The sequence below is a fragment of the Streptomyces sp. NPDC050759 genome (genome assembly GCF_044456945.1).
In the GTDB taxonomy this organism is placed as follows: Bacteria; Actinomycetota; Actinomycetes; order Streptomycetales; family Streptomycetaceae; genus Streptomyces.
In genome coordinates this window covers 776,323-801,227 of the sequence record NZ_JBITGI010000002.1, presented here as the reverse complement: position 1 = coordinate 801,227, position 24,905 = coordinate 776,323, and the positions used below count along the sequence as shown (strand labels likewise).

Annotated in this window: 16 protein-coding genes; 7 read left to right on the top strand and 9 right to left on the bottom strand. The window is 72.6% G+C overall.

Going from position 1 to position 24,905, the window contains the following annotated elements:
- Positions 1 to 3 precede the first annotated feature (3 nt).
- The 8 genes from ACIBJB_RS09345 to zapE all read right to left on the bottom strand — a co-directional run bounded on the left by ACIBJB_RS09345 (position 4) and on the right by zapE (position 8,711).
- Positions 4 to 1,521 (bottom strand): FAD-dependent oxidoreductase, encoded by a 1,518-nt coding sequence (locus ACIBJB_RS09345; protein WP_398928173.1) that lies wholly within the window; start codon positions 1,519 to 1,521, stop codon positions 4 to 6.
- Positions 1,522 to 1,542: 21 nt separating this feature from the next.
- Positions 1,543 to 2,439, bottom strand: a complete 897-nt coding sequence (locus ACIBJB_RS09340; RefSeq protein WP_398928171.1) for a polyphosphate kinase 2 family protein — start codon at positions 2,437 to 2,439, stop codon at positions 1,543 to 1,545.
- A gap of 80 nt (positions 2,440 to 2,519) precedes the next feature.
- Positions 2,520 to 3,887 carry a PhoX family protein gene (locus ACIBJB_RS09335; protein ID WP_398928169.1) on the bottom strand — a complete coding sequence of 456 codons (1,368 nt, stop codon included), beginning with the start codon at positions 3,885 to 3,887 and terminating at the stop codon, positions 2,520 to 2,522.
- A gap of 101 nt (positions 3,888 to 3,988) precedes the next feature.
- A complete protein-coding gene (locus ACIBJB_RS09330) occupies positions 3,989 to 4,765 on the bottom strand; it encodes a slipin family protein (RefSeq protein ID WP_398928167.1) in 777 nt (258 codons plus the stop codon).
- Between the two features lie 100 nt (positions 4,766 to 4,865).
- On the bottom strand, positions 4,866 to 6,347 hold the full coding sequence (locus tag ACIBJB_RS09325; RefSeq protein ID WP_398928165.1) for a SulP family inorganic anion transporter: 1,482 nt from the start codon (positions 6,345 to 6,347) through the stop codon (positions 4,866 to 4,868).
- A gap of 5 nt (positions 6,348 to 6,352) precedes the next feature.
- Positions 6,353 to 6,931: a carbonic anhydrase gene (locus ACIBJB_RS09320; RefSeq protein WP_398928163.1), complete on the bottom strand. Its 579-nt coding sequence runs from the start codon at positions 6,929 to 6,931 to the stop codon at positions 6,353 to 6,355.
- A 111-nt stretch (positions 6,932 to 7,042) separates the two neighbouring features.
- Positions 7,043 to 7,435: a hypothetical protein gene (locus ACIBJB_RS09315; protein ID WP_398928161.1), complete on the bottom strand. Its 393-nt coding sequence runs from the start codon at positions 7,433 to 7,435 to the stop codon at positions 7,043 to 7,045.
- A gap of 193 nt (positions 7,436 to 7,628) precedes the next feature.
- The gene (gene zapE / locus ACIBJB_RS09310; RefSeq protein ID WP_398928435.1) at positions 7,629 to 8,711 is read right to left on the bottom strand and encodes a cell division protein ZapE; all 1,083 of its coding nucleotides are present in this window, start codon (positions 8,709 to 8,711) and stop codon (positions 7,629 to 7,631) included.
- 73 nt (positions 8,712 to 8,784) lie between these two features.
- Between zapE and ACIBJB_RS09305 the strand changes: the two genes are divergently transcribed.
- The 7 genes from ACIBJB_RS09305 to ACIBJB_RS09275 all read left to right on the top strand — a co-directional run bounded on the left by ACIBJB_RS09305 (position 8,785) and on the right by ACIBJB_RS09275 (position 23,535).
- Positions 8,785 to 9,579, top strand: a complete 795-nt coding sequence (locus ACIBJB_RS09305) for a pyrimidine reductase family protein (RefSeq protein WP_398928159.1) — start codon at positions 8,785 to 8,787, stop codon at positions 9,577 to 9,579.
- Positions 9,580 to 9,732: 153 nt separating this feature from the next.
- Positions 9,733 to 10,206: an indole-3-glycerol phosphate synthase gene (locus ACIBJB_RS09300; RefSeq protein ID WP_176742660.1), complete on the top strand. Its 474-nt coding sequence runs from the start codon at positions 9,733 to 9,735 to the stop codon at positions 10,204 to 10,206.
- A gap of 71 nt (positions 10,207 to 10,277) precedes the next feature.
- The gene (murC, locus tag ACIBJB_RS09295; RefSeq protein WP_398928157.1) at positions 10,278 to 11,669 is read left to right on the top strand and encodes a UDP-N-acetylmuramate--L-alanine ligase; all 1,392 of its coding nucleotides are present in this window, start codon (positions 10,278 to 10,280) and stop codon (positions 11,667 to 11,669) included.
- A gap of 13 nt (positions 11,670 to 11,682) precedes the next feature.
- Positions 11,683 to 12,090, top strand: a complete 408-nt coding sequence (msrB, locus tag ACIBJB_RS09290) for a peptide-methionine (R)-S-oxide reductase MsrB (RefSeq protein WP_398928155.1) — start codon at positions 11,683 to 11,685, stop codon at positions 12,088 to 12,090.
- 131 nt (positions 12,091 to 12,221) lie between these two features.
- The gene (locus tag ACIBJB_RS09285; protein WP_398928153.1) at positions 12,222 to 20,477 is read left to right on the top strand and encodes an SDR family NAD(P)-dependent oxidoreductase; all 8,256 of its coding nucleotides are present in this window, start codon (positions 12,222 to 12,224) and stop codon (positions 20,475 to 20,477) included.
- Positions 20,478 to 20,506: 29 nt separating this feature from the next.
- Positions 20,507 to 21,979 (top strand): tryptophan 7-halogenase, encoded by a 1,473-nt coding sequence (locus ACIBJB_RS09280; RefSeq protein WP_398928151.1) that lies wholly within the window; start codon positions 20,507 to 20,509, stop codon positions 21,977 to 21,979.
- 83 nt (positions 21,980 to 22,062) lie between these two features.
- Positions 22,063 to 23,535, top strand: coding sequence for a glycoside hydrolase family 3 N-terminal domain-containing protein (locus ACIBJB_RS09275; protein WP_398928149.1), 1,473 nt, complete (start codon positions 22,063 to 22,065; stop codon positions 23,533 to 23,535).
- Positions 23,536 to 23,592: 57 nt separating this feature from the next.
- Here the strand turns inward: ACIBJB_RS09275 and ACIBJB_RS09270 are convergent, their stop codons facing one another.
- Positions 23,593 to 24,897, bottom strand: a complete 1,305-nt coding sequence (locus ACIBJB_RS09270; RefSeq protein WP_398928147.1) for a glycosyl hydrolase — start codon at positions 24,895 to 24,897, stop codon at positions 23,593 to 23,595.
- Between the last annotated feature and the right edge of the window lie 8 nt (positions 24,898 to 24,905).

The window sequence follows — 24,905 nt, the reverse complement described above, 5'->3', positions numbered from 1 at the left end:
CGCTCAGATGTCCCGCCTCTCCAGCGGCTTCGTCGCCGGCCCCTGGATCACCTTGCCGTTGGTGTCGAAGCGGGAGCCGTGGCAGGGGCATTCCCAGGCGTCCTCGGCGCCGTTGAAGGAGACCAGGCAGCCGAGGTGGGTGCAGCGCGGGTAGACGGCGTGCAGGGCGCCCTCGTCGTCCCGGTACACGGCGAGACGGTCGCCGTTCACCCGGACGACGGCGCCCTCGCCGGGCGGGAGGGACTCCAGCGGAGGTGCGGGGCGCAGCCGGTCGCCGACGAAGTGGCGGGCCACCTGTGCCTGGGTCTTGAGGAAGGACGGGGCCTCGCGGACCGTCGAGCGCAGGCGGCGCGGGTCGTACAGGTCGCTCCACGCGCACTTCTCGCCGGTGATCTGGGCCGTGAGCAGACGGCCCGCCATGATTCCGCCGCTGATGCCCCAGCCGCCGAAGCCGGTGGCGACGTAGGCGTGCCTGGCGCCCGGGTGCAGGGGGCCGACGAGCGGCACCGTGTCGGTGGGGTCGTTGTCCTGGGTGGCCCAGGCGTGGCTGAGGTCCACGTCGGGGAAGTGCCGGGAAGCCCAGGCGCCCAGGTGGTCGAAACGGCTCCGGGTGTCTCCCGTGCCGGGCGTGAAGTGCTCCCCGGTGACGATGAGCAGCCGCCGGTCGGCGTCCCAGGGAGCCGTACGGACCGAGCGGGTGCCCTCGTCCGGCGTGATGTACATACCGTCCGGATCCCGTTCCCGGTCGATCGTCCCGGCGACGACCAGCTCGCGGCGCGGGGAGAGCCGGGTGAAGAGGAGGGCGCGGTCGAAGATCGGGTAGTGGGTGGCGACCACCACGTCCCGGGCCGTCACCGTCGCCCGCGTGTCGGTCGTCAGACGGCACGGCTCGCCCTCTTCGAGGCCCAGGACGGCCGTGTGCTCGTGGACGGCCGCGCCGGAGGCGACGAGGTCCTCGGCCAGGGCCAGCAGGTACTTGCGCGGATGGAACTGCGCCTGCCCGGTCACCCGCACCGCGCCCGCCACGGGGAACGGCAGCCCGGTCTCCGTCACGAACGCGGCCGGCAGCCCCGCCTCCCGGGCGGCCGCCGCCTCGGCCCGCAGCTCGTCGACGCGGCCCGCGTCACGGACGTAGGTGTAGGCGCTGCGCTGCTCCCAGTCGCAGTCGATGCCCAGCTCCTCCGCGATCCCGGCGGCCCGCTCGATCGCCTCGCTCTGCGAGCGGGCGTACAGCCGGGCGCCCTCGGGGCCGCGGGTGCGGCGCAGCTTGTCGTAGATCAGTGTGTGCAGGGCGGTCAGCTTGGCGGTGGTGTGCCCGGTGACCCCCGCGGCCACCTGCCCGGCCTCCAGGACCGCCACCCGGTGCCCGGCCCGCGTCAGTTCCCACGCCGTGCTCAGCCCGGCGATGCCGGCGCCGATCACGGCCACGTCGACGTCGAGGTCCTCGGTCAGTGGCGGCCGGGGTCCGCCGGGTGCCGTCTCCAGCCAGTACGAGCCCTTGACGTGCCGGTTCTCGGTCATGCGCCCCGAGTACCCCGGGATTCACTGTTCGAGCAGCCGCCTGCGGGCTTCCTTCACGTCGAAGTCCGCCTTCGGGTAGCGCGGGTTCAGCTCCGACAGGTGTTCGAGGAGGAGTCGGCTGACCGCCCAGTTGCGGTACCACTTGCGGTCGGCGGGGACCAGGTACCACGGGGCGTGCGCTGTCGAGCAGCGCTCCAGGGCCAACTCGTACGCCTGCTGATAGGCGGGCCACAGGGCGCGCTCGTCGATGTCCGAGACGTTGAACTTCCAGTGCTTGTCCGGGCGGTCGAGGCGCTTGAGCAGGCGGTCGCGCTGTTCGTCGTACGAGATGTGCAGGAAGCACTTGATCACGGTGACGCCGTTGCCGGCGAGGGACTTCTCGAAGCGGTTGATCTCGTCGTAGCGGCGCTCGATCTCGGCGGCCGGGGCGAGGGCGCGGACGCGGGCGATGAGGACGTCCTCGTAGTGCGAGCGGTCGAAGATGCCCAGCTCACCGGCTTGCGGGAGGGCCTTTTTGACGCGCCAGAGGAAGGGGTGCGCCAGTTCCTTGGGCGTGGGTGCCTTGAAGGCGTGGATGCGGCAGCCGGACGGGTTGAACAGGCCGATGACGTGCTTGACCGTGCCGCCCTTTCCGCTGGTGTCCATGCCCTGCAGCACCAGCAGGCCCCGGCGCCGGTCGCCCGCCGTGCTCGCCGCCCACAGGCGGTCCTGCAAGTCGGCGAGCGGGTTGGCCATATCGGTCATCGCGGCCCGGCCCGCCTGTTTGTCACGGGGGCCGGCCGGGGTCACCCGGGTGTCGTAGGCGGCAAGGTCCATCGGCTTGCCGCCGGGTACCCGCAGCAGCTCTCGCAGGGCGAGGTCGTCGCTGGCCATGAAGCCCTTCTTCGTCCCGCGGCCCTTGGAGTCCTTCTTCGGCATGCGGCACCCCTTCCGGTCCGGGTCCGGCCCCTCGATCCTGCGCCGAGGGACCGGGGCGCGCCAGCCGTCGTGCGGGGCGGCTACCGGCGCCAGGGGCCCGTCACCGCGAAGGTCGTCCCGGGCGTGTAGCAGTTGACGTACATCGTCTGCCCGTCGGGGGAGAAGGTGACGCCCGCGAACTCGCCCCACTCCGGCGCCTCGGGCGTACCGATGTTCTGCCGGCCGCGGGCCATCGCGTACACCTCGCCGTGCCGGGTCACGCCGAAGACGTGCTGGGCGCCGCTGCCGTCCTCGCACACCATCAGACCGCCGCTGGGCGCGAGGCAGATGTTGTCCGGGGACTCGCCGGGCAGCTGCACGTCGGTGTCCGGACCGAAGACGATCACCAGGGTCAGCCGGCGCGCAGAGGGGTCGTAGCGCCAGATCTGCCCGAAGTGGTCGGCGGCCGAACCCTCCGCGCTGTGCGCGAACGACGAGACGAAGTAGACGCTCTTCCCGCCCCAGTAGCAGCCCTCCAGCTTCTGGGCATGGGTGATGCCCTTCGGGCCGAAGTCCTGGAGCCGGACGGGGGTTTCGGTGGCCAGCGGGTCCGGTACGTCGACCCACTCGACGCCCTCGAAGCAGGCGCCCGTCTCCTGCACCACGGACAGGTCCGGCACTCCGGGCACCCGCATCGCCTGGAGCCGGCCGCCCGCGCGCAGTGAACCGAGGCCGCCCTCGGGCCTGTTGGGCAGGAAGCGGTAGAAGAGGCCGAAGGGCTTGAGGAAGGCGTCCTCGGTCTCGTAGACGATGCCGCGTTTCGGGTCGATCGCGATGGCCTCGTGCTGGAAGCGCCCCATCGCGGTCAGCGGTACGGCCCCGGAGCGGTGCGGGTCGACCGGGTCGACCTCGAAGATGAAGCCGTGGTCCTTGGTGTAGCCGTTGGTGCCGGCCTTGTCCTCGGTCTCCTCGCAGGTCAGCCAGGTGCCCCAAGGGGTGGGCCCGCCCGCGCAGTTGACGGCGGTGCCGGCGATGGCGACCCGCTCCGACAGCACGTTGTCGCGGGAGTCCAGCGTGAGGGCCGTACAGCCGCCCTTGCCCGCCGGGTCGTAGGTGAGGCCCTCGACGGTGGGGACGGCGATGGCCGCGGTGGGGCGGTTCTCGTGGTTGCGGACCAGGTGGACGCGACCGTGTCTGCCCGGCAGGGCCGTCATGCCGTCGTGGTTGGAGGGGACCTTGCCCTCGCCGGAGCGGAGCGGGTCGCCCTCGCGGGACAGGACCTTGTAGCGGAACCCCTTCGGCAGGTCCAGCAGCCCCTTCGGGTCCGGGACGAGGGGGCCGTAGCCCGTGTGGCCGAGGGACTGGGCGGCGGCGGTGCCGGCGAAGAGTTCGGAGAGGGCGCCCGTGAAGGCGATGCCCACGCCCAAGGCGCCGGAGCGGGCCAGGACCTGACGTCGTGTTGCGGACATGGCGGAGCAACCTTCCTGCTGGCGGACAGGACTGTGACGTCGCTGTGTCTATCACCTGGGTCGCCCCGCGGGAACCACGCGCGTAGCGTGTCCCGTCCCCCTCACTTCCCGGTCGGGTGCTCCTGCGCCCGCTCCAGGAAGCGCAACAGCTCCACCGGGAAGGGCAGGACGAGCGTCGAGTTCTTCTCGGCGGCCACCGCCACGACCGTCTGCAGCAGCCTGAGCTGGAGCGCGGCGGGCTGCTCGGACATCTCCTTGGCCGCCTCCGCGAGCTTCTTGGAGGCCTGGAGTTCGGCGTCGGCGTTGATGACCCGGGCCCGCCGCTCACGGTCGGCCTCGGCCTGGCGGGCCATCGACCGCTTCATCGTGTCCGGCAGCGACACGTCCTTGATCTCGACACGGTCCACCTGCACGCCCCAGCCGACGGCCGGGCTGTCGATCATCAGCTCCAGGCCCTCGTTGAGTTTCTCGCGGTTGGACAGCAGATCGTCCAGCTCGCTCTTGCCGATGATCGAACGCAGCGAGGTCTGGGCCATCTGGGAGACGGCGAACTTGTAGTCCTCGACCTTGACCAGGGCGCTCGCCGCGTCGACGACACGGAAGTAGACGACCGCGTCCACGCGCACCGTCACGTTGTCCCGGGTGATGCCCTCCTGGGCCGGCACCGGCATCGTGACGATCTGCATGTTCACCTTGTGCAGCCGGTCCACGAACGGCACGACCACCGTGAACCCGGGGTCGCGCACCTCACCCGCGAGCCGCCCGAGGCGGAAGACCACCCCGCGCTCGTACTGTTTGACGACCCGGGCCGCCGCCGCGAGATAGACGACCCCGGCGGAACCGGCCGCCACGGCCGCCGTCAACAGTTCCTGGAGCATTCCGGCCTCCTCGTCCAGAGGTCCGTATGTCTGCTCCTGCAACGATATGCCCGGTGCCTGGTCCGGGGCCACGATCGGCCCCGGACCAGGCGGGGGAGCGCTACGGAGTGGTGGCCTTCGCCAGCTCCGGCTCGGTGACCCGGACCGGTTCGGTGCCGACCGCGCTGTGCCGCTCGGCCCAGTTCTCCAGCGCCGTACGGCAGGCGTGGTCCAGGTGGTGCAGACCGGAGAGGTCCAGTTCCACGGGCCGGTCCTGGGGCAGCGACTCCAGGCTGTCGAGGATCTTCGGCAGCCGCAGGAAGGTCGCGTTGCCCGACAGATGCGCCTGGATGGGGCCCGCGCCCTTGTCGACGATCTCCAGCTTGAGGTGCGAGGCCTCCCAGGCGGTCTTGACGACCGACAGGGCCAGACCGATCAGCACGCCCTCGAACATGTTCACCGCGACGATCGAGACGGCCGTGGCCACCAGGATCAGCGCCTCACCGCGGTGGCCCCGCCACAGCGACACGATCTCCCGGAAGGGGATCAGCTTGAAGCCCGCGTGGACCAGGATGCCGGCGAGCGCGGGCAGCGGGATCAGCGCCAGCGTCGAGGGCAGCAGGGCCGCGAACAGCAGCAGCCACACGCCGTGCATGACCCGGGAGGCCTTGGTCTTCGCGCCCGCCTGGACGTTGGCCGAACTGCGCACGATGACCGCGGTCATGGGCAGGGCACCGAGCGCGCCGCAGACCGCGTTGCCCGCGCCCTGGGCCATGAGCTCCTTGTCGTACTCGGTGCGCGGACCGTCGTGCAGCCGGTCCACCGCGGCGGCGCTGAACAGGCTCTCGGCGGAGGCGATCAGGGTGAAGGCGATGATCGTGCCGAAGATGGCGGGGCTTGCCAGTTCGCCGAAGGCGTCCATGCCGGGCGGCTGGACGGAGTCCAGCAGACCGTTCACCTCGACGGTCGCGACCGGCGCGTCGAAGACGAGCGTGGCCAGTGTGGCCAGCAGGACCGCGGCGAGCGCGCCCGGCACGGTCTGCGCCTTCCTGGGGAGCTTCTTCCACAGCACGAGCACCGCGATGGTGCCCGCGCCGACGGCGAGCGAGGCGAGCGCCGCGGTGCTGCCGAGCGCGTCGACGGCGGCGCCGGGCAGTCCCAGGATCTTGTCGAGTCCGGAGGCGGGGGCCTTCAGACCGGCCGCCGAGTACAGCTGGCCCGCGATGATCACGAGGCCGATACCGGCCAGCATGCCCTCGACGACCGAGACGGATATCGCGCGGAACCAGCGCCCCAGCTTCAGGGCGCCCATGGCGAGCTGGATCAGTCCGGCGGCCAGCACGATGACCCCGAGCGCGGGCAGTCCGAACTCGTCGACCGCCTCGAAGACGAGCACGGTGAGACCGGCCGCGGGCCCGGAGACCTGGAGGCTGCTGCCCCGCATCAGACCGGTGACGATGCCGCCGACTATGCCGGTGATCAGGCCGAGTTCGGCCGGCACACCGGAGGCGACGGCCACGCCCACGCAGAGCGGGAGCGCGACCAGGAAGACGACCAGGGAGGCGGCGAAGTCCTGCCGCAGGTGAGGGTATTTGGTCATCATGGCGATCACAGGCCCTCGAACGCGTCGGACTCGGCGCGGTGGACGCGCACCGCGCCCGTGTGCACCTCGTAGTACCAGGCGTGCAAGGTCAGTTGGTCCTCCGCGAGCTTCTTGTCGATGAAGGGGTACGACCTCAGGCGCAGGATCTGGGCGAGGACGTGGCTCTGCACGCCCTCGGCCACGCACGGGTCCTCGGCGGCTCCGGCGGGCCGGGGGGTGGCGTGTGTGAGCCAGTCGCGTACGGCAGGTACGGCGTCCAGGTCGTCGCCGCGGACGAGAGCGCCGACGGCGCCGCAGTGCGAGTGGCCGCAGACCACGATGTCGCGGACGCCCAGCACCTCCACGGCGTACTCGATGGTGGCCGCCTCGCTGGTGGGGTGCTCGGAGGTGTACGGGGGGACGATGTTGCCCGCGGTGCGCAGCTCGAAGAGCTCGCCCGGGCGGGCGCCCGTGATCAGGGCCGGGACGACCCTGGAATCCGAGCAGGTGATGAACAGGACCTGGGGGGACTGGCCTTCGGCCAGCTTGGCGAACTCCTCAGGGCGCTGTCCGAACGTGCGGGCGTTGTCGATGAGGGGCTGCATGTGGTGACTCCTCCTGGCGCGCAATGGGGGCGCGTCGGGCTCAGCCGGCGCGCCGAAGGGCGCGTCGGCTTACATGACAGGTGGGGGAAAGTGGGGGGAACTGCTCTGCCGTCAGCAGCGGAACACTTGAAGTGCCGCTGGAGCGTGGGCTGTCGAGGGTCTCGACAGGGGGAAATCGCCGGCTGCGACCCGCTCGGGCGCGGCCGCCGGTTCCTGAACCGACAGCGGGCGCTCGGGCCCCTCGGGGGCGAAGTCGACGGCACGGTGCCGGTCGCGGGTGCGCAGGGGACCGGTCGGGTCCCCGACGTGGTTGCAGTGGCGTTTGCCGGAGGCTTCGGCGCGCGCGGCCTTGCCGGAGAGCTTGGTTCCGGTCTGAGCTTTGGCCTTGGCCTGACGGGCCGTGTGCGCTGTTGCGAATTCCTCGTGGGATGCGAAGAAGGGGAGCGCGAGAAGGGCAGCGGTGAGCACCGCAAGCACGGCCCGCACCGTCGCACCTCGGAACATGCGCCCCCCTCTCGGTAGTTCACGCTTCTAGTCCAGACCAACCATTGGTCAATGACTGGTCAAGAAACACCTTAGCCCGGCAAAGTTGTTTGCAGGGTTAACTTAACGTTTCCGGCTGAAGAGAGGCTGAAGCGTGGCGGGTCGTGGCGCGAACCGACTCTTGATCTTGTGAAAGTGATGCGTTAGAAGCGCCTCAGGCGCCCTCGACCAGGCCCTTCGCGTCGCGCGCCAGCGCGGTGAGCCGGGATATCGCGCGGAAGTACTTCTTGCGGTAGCCGCCGTTCAGCATCTCCTCGCTGAACAGCCGGTCGAACGGCAGCCCGGAGGCCAGCACCGGCACCTCGCGGTCGTAGAGACGGTCCGCGAGCACCACGAGCCGAAGCGCCGTCGACTGGTCCGGCACCGGCTGGACGTCCGTGAGGCACACCGCCTTCAGACCGTCGGTCAGGGCGCCGTACCGGCTCGGGTGGACCTTGGCGAGATGCGCCAGCAGGCTCGGGAAGTCGTCGAGCGAGGCGCCCTCGGTGGCGTACGCCGCCTTGCGGACCTCCTCGTCGGCGAACGGCGCCGGCGCCTCGGGCAGCCCGCGGTGGCGGTAGTCCTCGCCGTCGATGCGCAGGGGGTGGAAGCGGGCGGCGAGGCCCTGGATCTCGCGCAGGAAGTCGGCGGCGGCGAACCGGCCCTCGCCGAGCTTGCCCGGCAGGGTGTTGGAGGTGGCGGCGAGCGCCACGCCCGCGTCGACCAGTTTGCCGAGCAGGGTGGAGACCAGGACGGTGTCGCCGGGGTCGTCCAGCTCGAACTCGTCGATGCACAGGAGGCGGTGGCCGGAGAGCGTCTGGACCGTCTTCTGGAAGCCGAGGGCGCCGACCAGGTTGGTCAGCTCGACGAAGGTGCCGAAGGCCTTGAGGGAGGGTTCGGCGGGGGTGGCGTGCCAGAGCGAGGCCAGCAGGTGGGTCTTGCCGACGCCGTAGCCGCCGTCGAGATAGACGCCGCGCGGGCCCGCCGGGGTCCTGGCCTCCTTGGCCTTCCCGAACGCCTTTCCGAGACCGAGGAAGCCGCGCTTGCCGCCGCCGACGGCGTGGGCGCCGGAGAGGCCTGCCGCGAAGCCCGCGAGGACCCGGACGGCCTCGGTCTGGCTGGGCTGGTTCGGGTCCGGGATGTACGTGTCGAAACGCACCGAGTCGAACCGCGGCGGCGGCACCATCTCGGCGACCAGCCGGTCCGCGGGGACGTGCGGCTCACGGTCGCACAGGGAGAGCGGGGCGGTGTCGGCCATGGAGCCGAACCCGGACGCGGCGGGGGAAGTAGACACGGTTCACCATGCTAAGGGCCGTGCCACACTGCACGACATGCGACGCCTGTTCCCTGTGACCGACGAGACAGCGACCCGGAGCCCTCAGGGGGCCGACCACGAGTGGGGCCTCGCCGAGCTGGCCGCCGCCTACGCGTATCCCGAACTCGGGCCCGGCCCCGCGACCCCGGAGGTGTGGCTGCGCGCCAACATGGTCTCCACGATCGACGGGGCCGCCCAGCACGACGGCCGTTCGCAGCCCATCTCCACCGCGACCGACATGCGGATCTTCGGGACGCTGCGGGCACTGGCGGACGTGGTGATCGCCGGTGCGGAAACGGTCCGCCAGGAGGGGTACCGGCCGGCACGCGTGCGTGACGAGTTCGCGGAGCTGCGCGAGGCGGCCGGGCAGGGCCCGGTCCCGGCGATCGCGGTGATCACCGCGAGCCTGGACCTGGACTTCTCCCTGCCGCTGTACACCTCGCCCCTGGTGCCCACGCTGATCCTCACGGGCGCCGCGGCCGCCCCGGACCGGATCGCCGCGGCCGAGAAGGCGGGCGCGCGCGTGGTGATCGCCGGGGACGGCGTCGGCGTGGACCCCGCGCGGGCGGTACGGGCGCTCGCCGAGCTGGGACACACCCGGCTGCTGACCGAGGGCGGCCCCCGGCTGCTCGGTCAGCTGGTGGCCGCCGGAGTGCTCGACGAGCTCTGTCTGACCCTGTCCCCGATGCTCACCGCGGGGGACGCGCAGCGGATCGCCGGGGGGCCGTCGGTGGCGGTGCCGGCACGGTTCGCACTGGACTCCCTGCTGGAGGAGGACGGATTCCTCTACAGCAGGTACCGCAGGGCATGACCGCCCGGATGCGGGTTCGATCGGTACCGCTGGCGTCGACATCGGTGGAATCTGTCGTTCCGCTTGGCTTCCGGCGGGCACACTGAATCCGGCAGTACCCGTGCGACCACGGGGCAGGATGGTTTCCGCAGAGCGAAGAGAAGGGGACGCCCGGTGTTCACAAGCGTTTTGATGATCGAGAAGGCCCTGACGTCCGCCGACGTGGAGTTCGTCACCACCTTGCACGGCGACGAGTCGGTCGCGTTCCACGTGCTGCTCCAGCCGCGGGGGGACCAGGCCGACCGCCTGCTGCGGGCCATCGACGACGTGGCGCTGGGCGAGCTGGACGAGGCCGTACGGGAGCGGGAGACACCCGAGGGCGAGGCCGCCAAGGGCGTGGGGGAGCGGGCCCTGGAGGTCTCCCTGCAGGCACTCAGGGCATCCGGGAGCGAGGCGGAGGGGCGGCTCATCGAGGACCACCCCCTGGACGCGCTGAAGTCCCTGGTCGACGAGATCGGCGCGGACGAGGTGATCGTCCTCACCGACCCCCACTACGTGGAGGAGTTCTTCCACCGGGACTGGGCGTCGAGAGCGCGGCACAAGGTGGGCGTACCGGTGCTGAAGCTGTTCTCGCACAGCAAGGAGTAGGGGCCGGGCGCGGTCGCCGTAGGCAATAAGCTGGGGCCTTCGCCGTAGCCGTACGCACAGGGAGACACCACATGGCCCCCGGCCTTCCTACCGCCATGGACCGACCGCACTTCATCGGGATCGGTGGGGCCGGGATGTCGGGGATCGCGAAGATCCTCGCGCAGCGTGGGGCAAAGGTGGCCGGCAGTGACGCCAAGGAGTCCGCGACCGCCGAGGCGCTGCGGGCGCTGGGCGTGACCGTGCACATCGGGCACGCGGCGGAGCACCTGGCCTCCGACGCCACCTGTGTGGTCGTGTCGTCGGCGATCCGGGCCGACAACCCGGAGCTGGCGCGGGCGGCCGAGCTCGGCATCCCCGTGGTGCACCGGTCCGACGCCCTCGCCTCGCTGATGGACGGCCTGCGGCCGATCGCGGTCGCGGGGACGCACGGCAAGACGACCACGACCTCGATGCTGGCCGTCTCCCTGTCCGAGCTGGGCCTGAAGCCGTCGTACGCGATCGGCGGCGACCTGGACGCCCCCGGCTCGAACGCCCTGCACGGCGAGGGCGAGATCTTCGTCGCCGAGGCGGACGAATCCGACCGCAGCTTCCACAAGTACGCCCCCGAGGTCGCGATCGTCCTCAACGTCGAGCTCGACCACCACGCGAACTACGCCTCCATGGACGAGATCTACGAGTCCTTCGAGACCTTCGTGGACCGCATCGCCGAGGGCGGCACGCTGGTGATCTCGGCGGATCACGAGGGCGCGCGGGAGCTGACCCGGCGCGTCACCGCGTGCGACGTGACGGTGGTGACCTACGGCGACGCCGAGGACGCCGGCCTGCGCGTGCTGTCGGTCGTCCCGCAGGGGCTGAAGAGCGAGGTCACCGTGGAGCTGGACGGCTCGCCGCTCACCTTCACCGTGTCCGTGCCCGGCCGCCACTACGCGCACAACGCGGTGGCCGCGCTGGCGGCCGGCGTCGCGCTGGGTGTCCCGGCCGCCGAGCTGGCTCCCGCCCTGGCCGCGTACACGGGCGTCAAGCGGCGCCTGCAGCTCAAGGGCGAGGCGGCCGGGGTGCAGGTCATCGACTCCTACGCCCACCACCCCACCGAGATGACGGCGGACCTGGAGGCCATGCGGGCGGCGGCCGGTGACGCCCGCATCCTGGTCGTCTTCCAGCCCCACCTGTTCTCGCGGACGCAGGAACTCGGCAAGGAGATGGGCGAGGCGCTCGCGGCGGCGGACGGCTCGCTGGTCCTGGACATCTACCCGGCCCGCGAGGACCCGATCCCCGGGGTGACGAGCGAGCTGATCATCGATGCGGCGCGGGCCGCGGGCGCGGACGTGACGCCGGTCCACGACAAGGCGGACGTGGCGTCGGTGGTCGCGGGAATGGCGAAGGCCGGTGATCTCGTTCTCACCATGGGCGCGGGTGACGTGACGGACCTCGGCCCGCTGATTCTGGACCGTCTCGCCAAGTAAGGGGCTGAGCTTCATGTCGTACGACGTCGAAAAGCCGGACGAGCAGTGGCGTGCGGAGCTGACCCCGGCCGAGTACGCCGTACTCCGCCAGGCCGGGACGGAGCCCGCCTTCACCGGCGAGTACACCAACAGCAAGACCACCGGCGTGTACTCCTGTCGCGCCTGCGGGGCCGAGCTCTTCACCTCCACCACGAAGTTCGAGTCCCACTGCGGCTGGCCGTCCTTCTACGACCCGAAGGACACCGACGCGGTCGAACTGATCGAGGACCGCTCCCACGGCATGGCCCGCACCGAGGTCCGCTGCGCCCGCTGCGGCTCGCATCTCGGGCACGTGTTCGAGGGTGAGGGGTATCCGACGCCGACGGACCAGCGGTACTGCATCAACTCGATCTCGTTGCGGTTGACGCCGGACGAGGGCTGACGGAGCGGTTCCGGTCACGTTTCCTCCGGACGCCGACCGATCAACTCCGGCCACACGGGGCTTCTTTGTGATGCGGTGCCGGGCGCGCGGGCGGGATACGGTGCGGACTCGGTGATCCGGAGGGAGGCCCGATGCGTGTCGGGACAGTGGCCGAGGTCCGGCCCGTGGCGGAGTTGCTGGTCGGGAATTCCTCGCGATACGGCGGGAAGCTCGCGTTCGCCGACGACCGGCGGTCGGTGAGCTGGGCCGAACTGGAACTTCGTACAAGGCGGTTGGCGGGTGCGCTGGACGTCGGTCGCGGGGCCAGGGTGGCGTTCTGTCTCGACAACAGCGTGGAACTGGTCGAGGGGTTGCTCGCGACGGTCCGAGCCGCCGCCGTGGGTGTGCCGTTGAGCCCGCGCGGGACCCACGCCGAACTCGCGGCGCTGCTCGCGGACTGTGATCCCGAGGTACTGGTCGTCGACCGGCGGCAGTTGGCCCGGATCGCCAGTGTGGTCGGGGAGCGGTCGCCGCGACTGGTGGTGACCGGGGAAGGACCGGTGCCGGACGGGGTCGTGCACTTCGACGACCTCGTGGCGGATGGCCGTTCACCCGAACCGCGCGACGATCTCGGTCTGGACGAGCCCGCCTGGCTGCTCTACACCTCCGGAACCTCGGGCACTCCCCGGGCCGCCGTCGCCAGTCAGCGGTCCGCGCTCTGGTCGCCGGTCGCCTGCTATGTGCCCCGGCTGGGGCTGGCTGCGGACGACCGGCTGCTGTGGCCGTTGCCGCTCGCGCACACCTACGCCCACTCGCTCTGTGTCCTCGGTACGACCGTGGCGGGCGGCAGCGCGCGGATCACCGCGGTGCGGGAACCGGCCGCGCTGTTACGGCTCATCGGTGAGTTCGCTCCGACGGTTCTGGGCGGAGTGCCGCTCACCTACCAGCAGTTGCTCGACGCCGGACTCGGCGAGGTGCCCTCGCTGCGGGTGTGCGTCACCGCCGGGGCGCCGAGCGAGCCGGAGCTGCGGGAGCGGGTCGAGGGGCGGCTCGGGGCGCCCCTGCTCGACGGGTACGGCAGCACCGAGACCTGCGGCAAGATCGCGATGGAGTCGCTGGCGGGGCCGCGGGTACGGGGGAGCAGCGGGGCGGTGCTGCCCGGCATGGAGGTGCGGCTCACCGACCCCGGGACCGGGGAGGAGGCCGTCGGCGCCGAGGGCGAGATCTGGGTGCGCGGGCCCGGCGTCATGCTCGGCTACCACGACGGCGGCGCGGTGGCCGGGGAGGGCTGGTACCGCACCGGTGACCTGGGGCGGTTAGGCGAGCACGGATACCTGACCGTCACCGGACGCGTGAACGACCGGATCGTCCGCGGCGGCGAGAACGTCGACCCCGTCGAGGTCGAGCAGGTGCTGCGCGGACTGCCCGGAGTGCTGGACGCGGCCGTGGTGGCGCGGCCGCACCCGCTGCTCGGAGAGGTCCCGGTCGCGTTCGTCGTACCGGGGGAGCGTGGCCTGGACACGGGCGCCCTGCTGCGGGCGTGCGCCGAGGTGCTCTCCGCGCACAAGGTGCCCGACGACGTCCTGTTCACCCCGGCCATCCCGCGCACCGCGGCCGGCAAGCCACGGCGGGCCGTCCTCAGGGAGGGCCTCGCCGCCCGCCCGGCCGAGGAGACCCTCGCGAGCCTCGCCGAGCGCACCCCGACAGAACGGCGGGCGGCACTGACCGAGCTGGTGTGCGCGGAGACGGCGGCGATCGGCGGGGCGGTGGCGGTCGGTGGGGCGGTGGCTGTCGGTGGGGCGGCTGTCGACGGGGATGCGCCGGCTCGGGGTGAGGCGGGGGTCCGCGGGGAGGTGGAGATCCGCGGGGGGTCGACGTTCGGCGGGGCGGGGGCGGCTGGTGGTTCGGAGGCCGTCGGCGAGCCGGTCGCTTCTGACGGGTCTGCGGTCGGTGGCGCGGCAGCGCTCGCCTCGGGGGCGGGTGGTGGTGAGGGGTTTGTGGTCGCCTCGGCGGCCGACGACCGTGAGGCGTCTGTGGTCGTCCCGGCGGTCGACGACCGTGAGGCGTCTGTGGTCGTCCCGGCGGTCGACGACCGTGAGGTGTCCGTGTTTGCCTCGGCGGCGGGCGACCGTGAGGCGTCTGTGGTCGTCCCGGCGGTCGACGGCCGTGAGGCGTCCGTGTTTGCCTCGGCGGCGGGCGGGCGTGAGGCGTTCGTGTTCGCCCCGGCGGCCGGTGGCCCTGAGGCGCCCGTCACCGATGCCGCGGCGATCGACCCCCACACCGCCTTCGCCGACCTCGGCCTCACCTCCATGGGCGCGATGAACCTGTGGCACCGGCTCAGCCTCCGCACCGGACTGCGGCTGCCCGCCACCCTGGTCTGGGACCACCCCACCCCCGCCGCGCTCGCCGCCCACCTGGACGAGCGCCTGCACGGCGGCTCCCGCGAGACGGCACAGCCGCGCCGCGGCCCCGCCGCGGAGCCGATCGCGATCGTGGCCGTCGGCTGCCGTTACCCGGGCGGGGTGCGCTCGCCCGAGGATCTCTGGCGGCTGGTGTCCGACGGTGTGGACGCCACCGGCGAGTTCCCGGGCGACCGGGGCTGGGACGTCGACGCCCTGTACCACCCCGACCCCGACCGGCTCGGGACGACGTACACCCGACGCGGCGGTTTCCTCACCGACGCGGCCGACTTCGACCCGCTGTTCTTCGGTATCTCACCGCGCGAGGCCACCGCCACGGACCCGCAGCACCGGCTGCTGCTGGAGGTCGCCTGGGAGACGCTGGAACGTGCGGGCATCCCCGCGCCCTCGCTGCGGGGCAGTGCCACCGGCGTCTACGTCGGTCTGATGCACGGCGGATACGGCGGCGGGGCGTCGCAGCACCCGCTGGAGGCGCACCTCGGCGTCGGGTCGGCGGGCAGCGTGGCCTCGGGACGGATCTCCTACGTGCTGGGCCTGCGCGGCCCGGCCCTGACCGTCGACACGGCCTGCTCGTCCTCCCTCGTCGCCATGGACCTGGCCGCCGCGGCGCTGCGCGCGGGCGAGTGCACCCTCGCGCTGGCCGGCGGGGTGACCGTCCTGGCCAGTCCCAAGCCGTTCGTGGTGTTCAGCCGGCAGCGCGGGCTGTCGGCGGACGGCCGCTGCCGGTCCTTCGCGGACGGCGCGGACGGCACCGCGTGGGCCGAGGGGGTCGGCCTGGTGCTGCTGGAGAAGCTGTCCGACGCCCGGCGCAACGGTCACCCGGTCCTGGCGGTGCTGCGGGGCTCCGCCGTCAACCAGGACGGCGCGTCCAACGGCCTCACCGCCCCGAACGGCGAGGCCCAACGGGAGCTGATCCGGCTGGCGTTGGCCGACGCCGGACTCCGCACGGCCGACGTCGACGCCGTCGAGGGCCACGGCACCGGGACGGCGCTCGGCGACCCCGTCGAGGCGGGCGCCCTGCTGGCCACCTACGGCCGGGACCGCGATCCGGACGACCCCCTCTGGCTGGGCTCGGTCAAGTCGAACTTCGGACACACCCAGGCCGCGGCCGGGGTGGCCGGTGTCATCAAGATGATCGAGGCGATGCGCCACGGCGAACTGCCCAGGTCGCTGTACGCGGAGCAGCCGTCGCCGCATGTCGACTGGTCCGACGGGGCGGTACGGCTGCTCGACCGGGCCCGGCCCTGGCCGCAGCGGGACCGGCCGCGCCGGGCGGCGGTCTCCTCGTTCGGGATCGGCGGGACCAACGCGCACGTGATCATCGAGGAACCGGAGGAAGCCGAGGAGGAACCCCGCAACGTTCGCTCCGGCGGCCCGCGCACCGCCGTCCCCTGGCTCGTCAGCGGCAGCGACGAGGCCGGACTCCGGGCCCACGCCAGGGAGTTGGCGGCAGCCCTTGCCGACGTGGAGGGTGACGCGTCCGTCCTGGATGTCGCGTACTCGCTCGCCACCACCCGGACTCCGCTCCAGCGCCGCGCCGCCGTGCTGGCCACCGACGCCGGCGGACTCCTCGCCGGGCTCCGGGAGTTGGCCGACGGCGCCGACAGCCCCGCACTGCGCAAGGGCACCGCGCGCGGCACCTCCAAGGTGGCGCTGCTCTGCGCGGGCCAGGGCGCCCAGCGGACCGGCATGGGTCATGAACCAGCCGCCGCCTTCCCCGCGTTCGCCAAGGCGTTCACCGAACTGTGCGACGCCTTCACCCCGTTGCTCGACCGACCCCTGCGCGAGGTGATCGACGACCCCGACAGCGGCCTCCTGCACCACACCGACTACGCCCAGCCCGCCCTGTTCGCCTACGAGGTCGCGCTGCACGCCCTCCTGGCCGACTGCGGGGTACGCCCGGACTACCTGGTCGGCCACTCGATCGGCGAACTGGCCGCCGCGCACATCGCGGGCGTCTTCTCGCGGTCCGACGCGGTACGGCTGGTGGCCGCGCGGGGCCGGCTGATGGCCGGACTCCCCACGGGCGGCGCGATGTTCGCCGTACGGGCGCCCCTGACGGACGTGATGAAACTGCTCGACGAGGCTCCTGGTGCCCCGGTCGCCGTCGCGGCGGTCAACGGTCCCGAGTCCGTGGTGCTGTCCGGTGCCGAGGAGGCGGTGTCCGCGCTCGCGGCTCGGTTCGGGCGTACGGCAACCAGGTTGAAGGTCAGCCATGCCTTCCACTCGCCGCTGCTCGATCCGATGCTGGAGGAGTTCCGGGAGGTGGCCGAGTCGGTCACCTACCACCGGCCCACCCTGCCGGTGGTGTCGACGCTGACCGGTCGCCCGGAGCCGGACGCGATCCGGACCGCCGCGTACTGGGTACGGCAGGCACGCGAGACCGTGCGGTTCGCCGACGCGGTGCGGTGGCTGGCGCGGGCGGGGGTGACGGCATACGTGGAGGCCGGACCGTCGGCGGCGCTGAGCGCGGCGGCCGAGGAGTGCGTCGAGCCGGGCTCCGGGGCCCTGTTCACGTCCGGCGCCGAGACGGCCGTAGCTCTGGCGGAGCTGCACGTCCACGGCGTGCCGGTGGACTGGCGGTCCGTGTACGCGGGGACCGGCGCCCGGCGGCGGCCGTTGCCGACGTATCCCTTCCAGCGGCAGCGCTACTGGCTCGACGTGCGGGGCGACGACAGCGGCGGTGACCGGAAGCTGGTCGGACCGGCGCAGCCGGACGCCGACGGGCCCCGGACCCGGTACAGCGGTGTGCTGTCCACCGCGCGGCAGCCCTGGCTCGCGGACCATGTGATCGGCGACCGGGTGCTGGTGCCCGCGACGGTCTTCGCCGAGCTGGCGTTCCGGGCGGCCGGGGCAGACGCGGCGGAGGGCTCGCCACGGCTGTCCGAGCTGGTCCTCCACGAGCCGCTGGTGCTGCCCGCGGCGGAGCAGGTGACGATCCAGGTGGTCGCCGACACCCCCGATCAGGAGGGGAACCGCCCGGTCACCGTGTGGGCACGCACGGGCACGACATGGACCCGCCATGCCGAAGCGTCGGTCGCCGCGGCCGGTAGGCCACCCGCTGCCGCTCAGGACACGGCCTGGCCGCCCGCCGCCGCTCAGGACGCGCCCTGGCCGCCCGCCGCCGCTCAGGACGCGCCCTGGCCGCCCGTCGGCGCCGATGAGCTCGCCGTCGACTACGCACGGCTCGCCGCGTACGGCCACCACTACGGCCGGGCCTTCCGCGCGGTCACCCGGCTCTGGCGGCGCGGCGCCGAGACGTTCGCGGAGCTGGCACTGCAGCCGCAGGAGGCGGCGGAGGCCGGCGCGTACACCCTGCATCCCGCGCTGTTCGACGCGGCCCTGCACGCCGCGCTGCTGGCCGACGGGCCGGGCGAGGCGCGGGTCCCGCTCGCCTGCACCGGAATGACCGTGCACGCGACCGGCGCCACCGCGGCGCGGGCGCGTCTGGAGCGGCTCGGACCCGACGAGGTACGGGTGACGCTGACCGGCGTGGACGGGCGGCCCCTGGCCACCGTCGAATCCCTCGTCACCCGGGTGGTGAAGGCCCAGCCCACCGAGCTGTACAAGCCGGCCTGGCGGCCCGCCACGGAAGCCGGACACGCCGGCACCGCGTACGAACTGCTCGATGCGGCGCACCTGTCGGCCCTCTCCGGCGAGGACATGCCGGGCCGGGCCCGGGACCTCGTCACGGCCGTCCTCGCCCGCGTACGCGACTGGATCGCCGACCCCCGTCCGGGCCGTCTGCTGGTGCTCACCCACCACGCCACCGGGGACGACCCGGATCCGGCGCAGGCCGCGGTGGCCGGGTTCCTGCGCAGCGCCCAGTCCGAGCACCCCGGCCGCATCGTGCAGGTCGACCTCCGCGGCGGCACCGCCACACCCGCGGCACTGGAAGCGGCCCTGCGCACCGGCGAACCCCAACTCGTCCTGCACGAAGGCACGGTCCTGGTGCCCAGGCTGGTCACCGCCGGTCCCGCGAGCGCCCCGCCACCCGCCCTCGACCCCGACGGCACCGTGCTGATCACCGGCGGCACGGGTGCGCTCGGCGCGAGCCTCGCCCGGTACCTCGTGGCCGAACACGGGGTACGGCACCTGCTGTTGGCGAACCGAAGCGGCCGAACTCCCGACTGGGCGGCCGAACTGCCCGCGGACGTCAGGGTGGTGGCCTGTGATGTGAGCGACCGGGCGGCCGTCGACGCGCTGGTCGCGTCCTGCGGGCCGCCCCTGACCGGCGTGTTCCATCTGGCCGGAGTGGTCGCAGACGGGGTGGTGGACGGCATGACGCCCGAGCGGCTGGCCGAGGTGCTGGCGCCCAAGGCGGACGCCGCCTGGCATCTGCACGAGGCGACCGAGGACCTGGAACTGTCCGCGTTCGTGCTGTACTCCTCGGCCGCCGGTGTGCTGGGCCGGCCGGGACAGTCCAACTACGCGGCCGCCAACGGCTTCCTCGACGCGCTCGCCGCGTACCGGTCCGCCCGAGGGCTGCCCGCGCAGTCCCTCGCGTGGGGCCCTTGGACCACCGTGCACGGCGAGGGCATGGCGGGCCGGGTCGCGCCGCACCTGCCGGCCGAGGACGGGGTGCCCGCGGTCACCGAACACGAAGGTGTCGAACTGCTGGACTCCGCGCTGCGCACGGCGGAACCGGTGCTGGTGCCCGTCCCGTTCGCCCGTGCCACGGCGAGCGGCTCGACCCTGCCGCCGGTGCTCGCCGACCTGCTTCCGGCGCGCCCGGCACCGGTCACCGTGGCACCGGCGGCCGACCAGGCTCCCGGTGCCTGGCGCAAGAGGCTCGCGGCGACTCCCGAGGCGGACCGCGCCGGTGTGCTGGCGGGCCTGCTCCGCGCCGAACTGGCCGCGGTGCTCGGCTTCCCGGACGCGGACGCGTTCCCCGCCGACCGGGAGTTCGGACAGCTCGGCTTCGACTCGCTGACGGCCCTTCAGTTCCGCAACCGGCTCAGCGCGTTCACGCGGGTGCGGCTGGCCCCGACGGTCGTCCTCGACCATCCGACGCTGGAGGGGCTGTCGGCGCACCTCCTCGACGCGTTGGGAGGGGCGGGCGCGTTGCCGGAACCGAAGGGGCCGGAGGAGCCGGAGCAGCCGGAGGGCACCCCGGTGACGGAGACGGCGGCTCAACCACCGCCGTCCGCCTACCGGTTCAGCACCCTCTACCACCGCGTCCTGGGCGAGCGGGGCCCGCTGGAGGCGATGACCCTGCGGTACGTCGCCTCGTACGCCCTGCCGTCCTTCACCGCGGCCGACCGCGCCCGGCACGCCGTCGGGCCCGTCCGGCTCGCCCGAGGCGGCACCGGAGAAAGCGCCGCCGCGCTCGCCTACATCCCCGACTACCTCGCACCCTTCCAGCGCGTCCCGGCCGGACTGGCCCGGCAGTTCGACGGGGAGCGGGACCTGTACCTGCTGGAGCACCCCGGCTTCGGGGCCGGCAGGGCGGTGCCGGACTCGATGGAGACGCTGGCGCGAACGCACGCTGACGCGGTGCGGGAGATCGCCCGGGGCGGCCCTGTGGTTCTGGTCGGCTATTGCGCCGGCGGGGTGATCGCGCACGAGGTGGCACGCCGGCTGGCGACCGCCGGAGAACCGCCGGCCGGCGTCGTCCTGATCGACTCCCACGCGGGCGTGCTCCAGCGCGGTGACGCGCGCGCCCTCGCCCTGATGGCGGCCGGTGCCGCCCTGCCGGAGGACGTGATCGCGGAGTTCGACGACTCGTTGCTGATCGCGGGCGGTGGCTATGCGCGCGTTCTCGAGGGATGGCACCCCGAGCCGGCCCCCGGGTCGTCCCCCGTGCCGACGCTACTGCTGCGCGGCCGGCCGACCGCAGAGATGCGGAGGATCGACCCCGAGGGGGACTGGCTGCCGCACTGGCCGCTGCCCCACGACACCGCGGACGTCCCCGGCGACCACTATTCCGTCGTCCACCAGGACGCCGACTCCACGGCCGCGGCGATCCGCGCCTGGCTGACCGACTGACCGTCCCACGAACGAAGGGGAGTTCCCCGATGGACCCCGAGTACGACCTGATCGTCGTCGGTGGCGGGCCGGCCGGCTCGACCGCCGCGGCCGCCGTGGCGATGCGCGGGCACCGGGTGCTGCTGCTGGAGCGGGAGACCTTCCCGAGGTACCAGATCGGCGAGTCGCTGCTGCCGGCGACCGTGCACGGCCTGTGCGGCATCCTCGGTGTCGCCGAGGAGGTCGCCGCGGCCGGGTTCACCCTCAAGCGCGGCGGCACACTGCGCTGGGGGCGCGACCCGAAGCCGTGGCAGTTCTCCTTCTCCATGACGCCCCGGCTGCCCGAACCCACGGCGACCGCCTTCCAGGTCGAGCGCTCCCGGTTCGACGAGATCCTGCTGCGCAACGCCGCCCGCGCCGGCGCCGAGGTGCGGGAGGGCAGCACGGTACGCCGGGCCGTCGCCGACGACGAGCGGGTGCGCGGGGTCGAGTACACCGACGGTGACGGCTACGCCCATACCGTGTACGGCCGTTACGTCATCGACGCATCCGGCAACACCAGCCGGTTGCACTCCGGGGTGGGCGGGCAGCGGGTGTACTCGGACTTCTTCCGCAACCTCGCCGTCTTCGGGTACTTCGCGGGCGGACGCCGGCTCCCCGAGCCGAACAGGGGCAACATCTTCTGTGCCGCGTTCGACGCCGGCTGGCTCTGGTACATCCCGCTGCGCGACGACCTGACCAGCGTCGGCGCCGTGATCTCGCCCGAGCACACCGCCGCCGTCCAGCGGGATCCGCGCTCCGCCTGGCAGGACATGATCCGGGCCTGCCCGGAGGTCGCCGAGCTGCTCGACGGGGTGCCGGCCGCGACCGAGCCGCCGTACGACCGGGTGCGGGTGCGCAAGGACTGGTCGTACTGGAAGGCGTTCTTCTGGACGCCTGGCATGGCGCTCGTCGGAGACGCCGCCTGCTTCGTGGACCCGGTGCTGTCGTCCGGCGTCCATCTGGCCACCTACGGCGCCCTGTTGGCGGCCCGCGCGGTCAACTCGGCACTCGACGGCAGTGTGCCCGAGGAGCGCGGCTTCACCGAGTTCGAGGCGCGGTACCGCCGTGAGTACGGGGTGTTCTACGAGTTCCTCATCGCCTTCTACGACATGGAGCGCAACGACCAGTCCTACTTCTGGTCCGCGAAGAAGGTCACGAAGGTCGACAGCACCGAGGTGGCGGCCTTCGCCGAGCTGGCGGGCGGACTGGTCTCGGGTGACTCGGCGGTCCTTGGACCGGAGCGGCTCGGGGACCACTGGAGTGCCGCGGCGGCCGAACTGGACGGCGCGGTGGGCCGGTTGGCGACCGCCGACGACCGGGTGAACCCGCTGTTGTCGACGCGGGTCGTCGGCGAGACCTTCCGGACCGGCAACGATCTCCAGGAGCAGGCGCTCTACGGTGGCCCTCTGGACGACACGGGTCCGGCGGGCCCGGGTCACCTCGTCGCCTCCGCGGACGGGCTGGGCTGGGACATGGCTTGAGCAACGGCCGGCGCGCGGGGCCGATGAATGACCGAACCATTGGTATGTTGACTTTCGGCTTGACGAGCCAGAGGATTCCGGGAGTGACCCACACCGAGCGCCAGCCTGCCCGCACCGCCCTGCCCGTCGACCTCGACGAGGCCGCACACCGCTGTCTCGTCGCCGGGTTCGAAGGCACCACAACCGTCCCCGACACCCTGAAGCGGCTCATCGACCGCGGCCTCGGCGGAGTCATCCTGTTCACCCGCAACGTGCGCGACGCGGAACAGGTGCGCCGGCTCACCGACACGCTGCGGGCGCTGAGGCCGGACCTGCTGGTCGCCATCGACAACGAGGGCGGCGGCATCGGGCACCTGGTCGCCGCGGGCGCCCCGGAGGTCCCCGGCTCCTACGCCCTCGGCGTCGTCGACGACCCGGACCTCACCGCCCGCTGCGCCGACGCCCTCGCCGGGCATCTGGCCACGCTGGGCATCACCGCCTCCTACGCCCCCGTCGCCGACATCCAGCGACAGGCCGGCAACCCGATCGTGCGCACCCGGGCCTTCGGTACCGAGCCCGAGCTGGTCTCCCGGCACCTGGGCGCCTGGATCGCGGCCACCGAGGCACGCGGCATCGCCTCCTGCGCCAAGCACTTCCCCGGGCACGGCGGCACCCTCACCGACAGCCACCACGAACTCGCCGTCGACCCGCGCCCGTACGACGAACTCGACCTCGGCCCCTTCCGGGCCGCGATCGCCGCGGGCGTGCCGATGCTGATGAGCGCGCATGTCGTCTTCCCGGCACTGGATCCCCACCGGCCGGCCACGCTCAGCCGGCGCATCCTGGGGGATCTGCTGCGGCACGAGCTCGACTTCGACGGAGTGCTGGTCAGCGACGCGCTGGAGATGAAGTCGATCGCGGACCTGTACGGGGAGGCCGCGGGGGCGCGCATCGCCCTCGCCTCCGGAGCGGACCAGGTCATCGTCGCCGTCGCGGATCTGGCAGTGACTCTGGAGTGCCGGGACGCTGTGCTCGAGGCGCTGCGGGACGGGGTGCTGGGCGAGGAACGGGTCCGGGAGGCCGCGGGGCGGGTTCAGCGGCTGGTCGAGCGGTATGCGACGCCGGCCGCCGAGATCGCCGTATGGGACGAAGGGGCGGGGCTGGAGGCGGCTCGGCGGGCCCTGCGGGTACCTCCGGTGGGTGTGCGGGGGGCCCATGTCGTGGACCTGTTTCCGGCGCCGCACCCCGCGCTGAACTGGGGTGGAGAGGATTTGCTCACCGAGGTGCTGGCCGTTGATCCGACGGCTACGGGAACGGCGGTCGCCGGGGAGCCGGCCGATCCCGCCGCGCTCGTCGACGTGATTCTGGCCAAGGCCGGGGAAGCGCCGCTGGTGGTGGCCACGTCCGATGCCGACCTGCATCCGTGGCAGGCCCGCATGCGGGACGAGCTGGTGGCCCGGCGGCCGGGGGCGGTGCGGGTCGCCACGGGGCTGCCGGAGGAGGGGGCGGTTTGTTCTTACGGGCGAGGGAAGGTCAATTTGCGGGCCGTGGCTGAAGTGCTGAGCGCTGCGCGGTAGCTGCGGGCCGGTGGGGGCTGGTCGCGCAGTTCCCCGCGCCCCTAAAAGCCCTCACCTTCACGGGATTCGTATGAGCTCCCTGATGCCCCTCGCCGCCAGGTGGCTTGCGTCCTCTGCCTGCGCCGCCAGGATCACCGCTGGGCGGACGCCCTGCTGGCGCAGTCGCATCCACTCGTCGAAGTAGACCCCGCCTGGGCCGGAAATCGAGCGCGTTGACGGAGTGCAGCCCAGGACCAGAGCCGTGGCCCGGGGTTCCGCGATCAACGGCTTGGCCCGAAGTTCCGCCACCGTTGCCGCCACGGCCTCCGCGATCGGCTTGGGGCGCCCCTCCGCGTCGAACAACCCCAGCGTGTACTCCAGCTCCGGGAAGTCCGCCAGGGAGCGGTCCACGTCGTGGGAGCACCACCAGGTCACGCCCCACAGGTTCTCGCAACCCGACGCGTTCAGGATCGTCTCGCGGGCGAAGTGCGGGGCGTCGGCGGACGGGATGTGGGGTTCCGGGGCGCCGGTTTCCTGGACCCAGACCGGGCGGGCCGGGTCCTCGGCGTAGGCCTTGGCCAGTTCCGTGCCGTATTCCGCGAGGTGCAGGACCTGGGGGGAGCGGGGGCCGTAGAGGCTCGCGCAGCCGCCGGAGAAGACCCAGGGGTGGACCGTGGTGAGGTCTCCCTTGCGGGCCGAGGCCTCCGGGGTGAAGGGGTGGTCGTCGCCGTACCAGGCCGCGTCGTACGCGGAGTGCGTGACCAGGCCGCCGTCCGGACCGAGGCCCTCGCGGGCGGCCGCCAGCAGCGAGTCCAGATAGTGGTCGACCTCCGCCACCGTCGCCGGGTTGTGCTCGATCAGGTTGTTGAGCTCGTTGCCCAGCTGGAGGCCGATGAGGTTGGGGCGGCCGGCGAGGGCGCGGCCGAGGGTGCGGAGCAGGTCCGCCTGGGCGTCGATCGCCTCGGGGTCGGTGAAGACGTTGCGGTGGTGCCAGCTGCGGGTCCACTCCGGGTAGAAGTCGAAGCTCGACAGATGGCCCTGCACGCCGTCCACCAGGACGTCGAGGCCCGCCTCGGCCGCCAGGTCGACCAACTCCGCCAGCTGGTCCACGGCGGCGGTGCGGATCAGTGTGCGGTTGGGCTGCAGGAGCGGCCAGAGGTGGAAGACCCGGACGTGATCGAGGCCGAGTCCCGCTATTTGGTCCAGATCCTCGCGGGTGCGGGCCGGATCGAAGTCGTGCCAGGCGTGGAACCAGCCGTGGCGGGGCGTGTAGTTGACGCCGAAGCGGAGCGTGGGAATGGGATCCTCCTCGGGTTCGGCCCGGTCCGACCTCGGTCCGGCTCTTGTTCTGCTCTTGTCCTGCGCGAATGTATCAATCACCATAGTCGTCG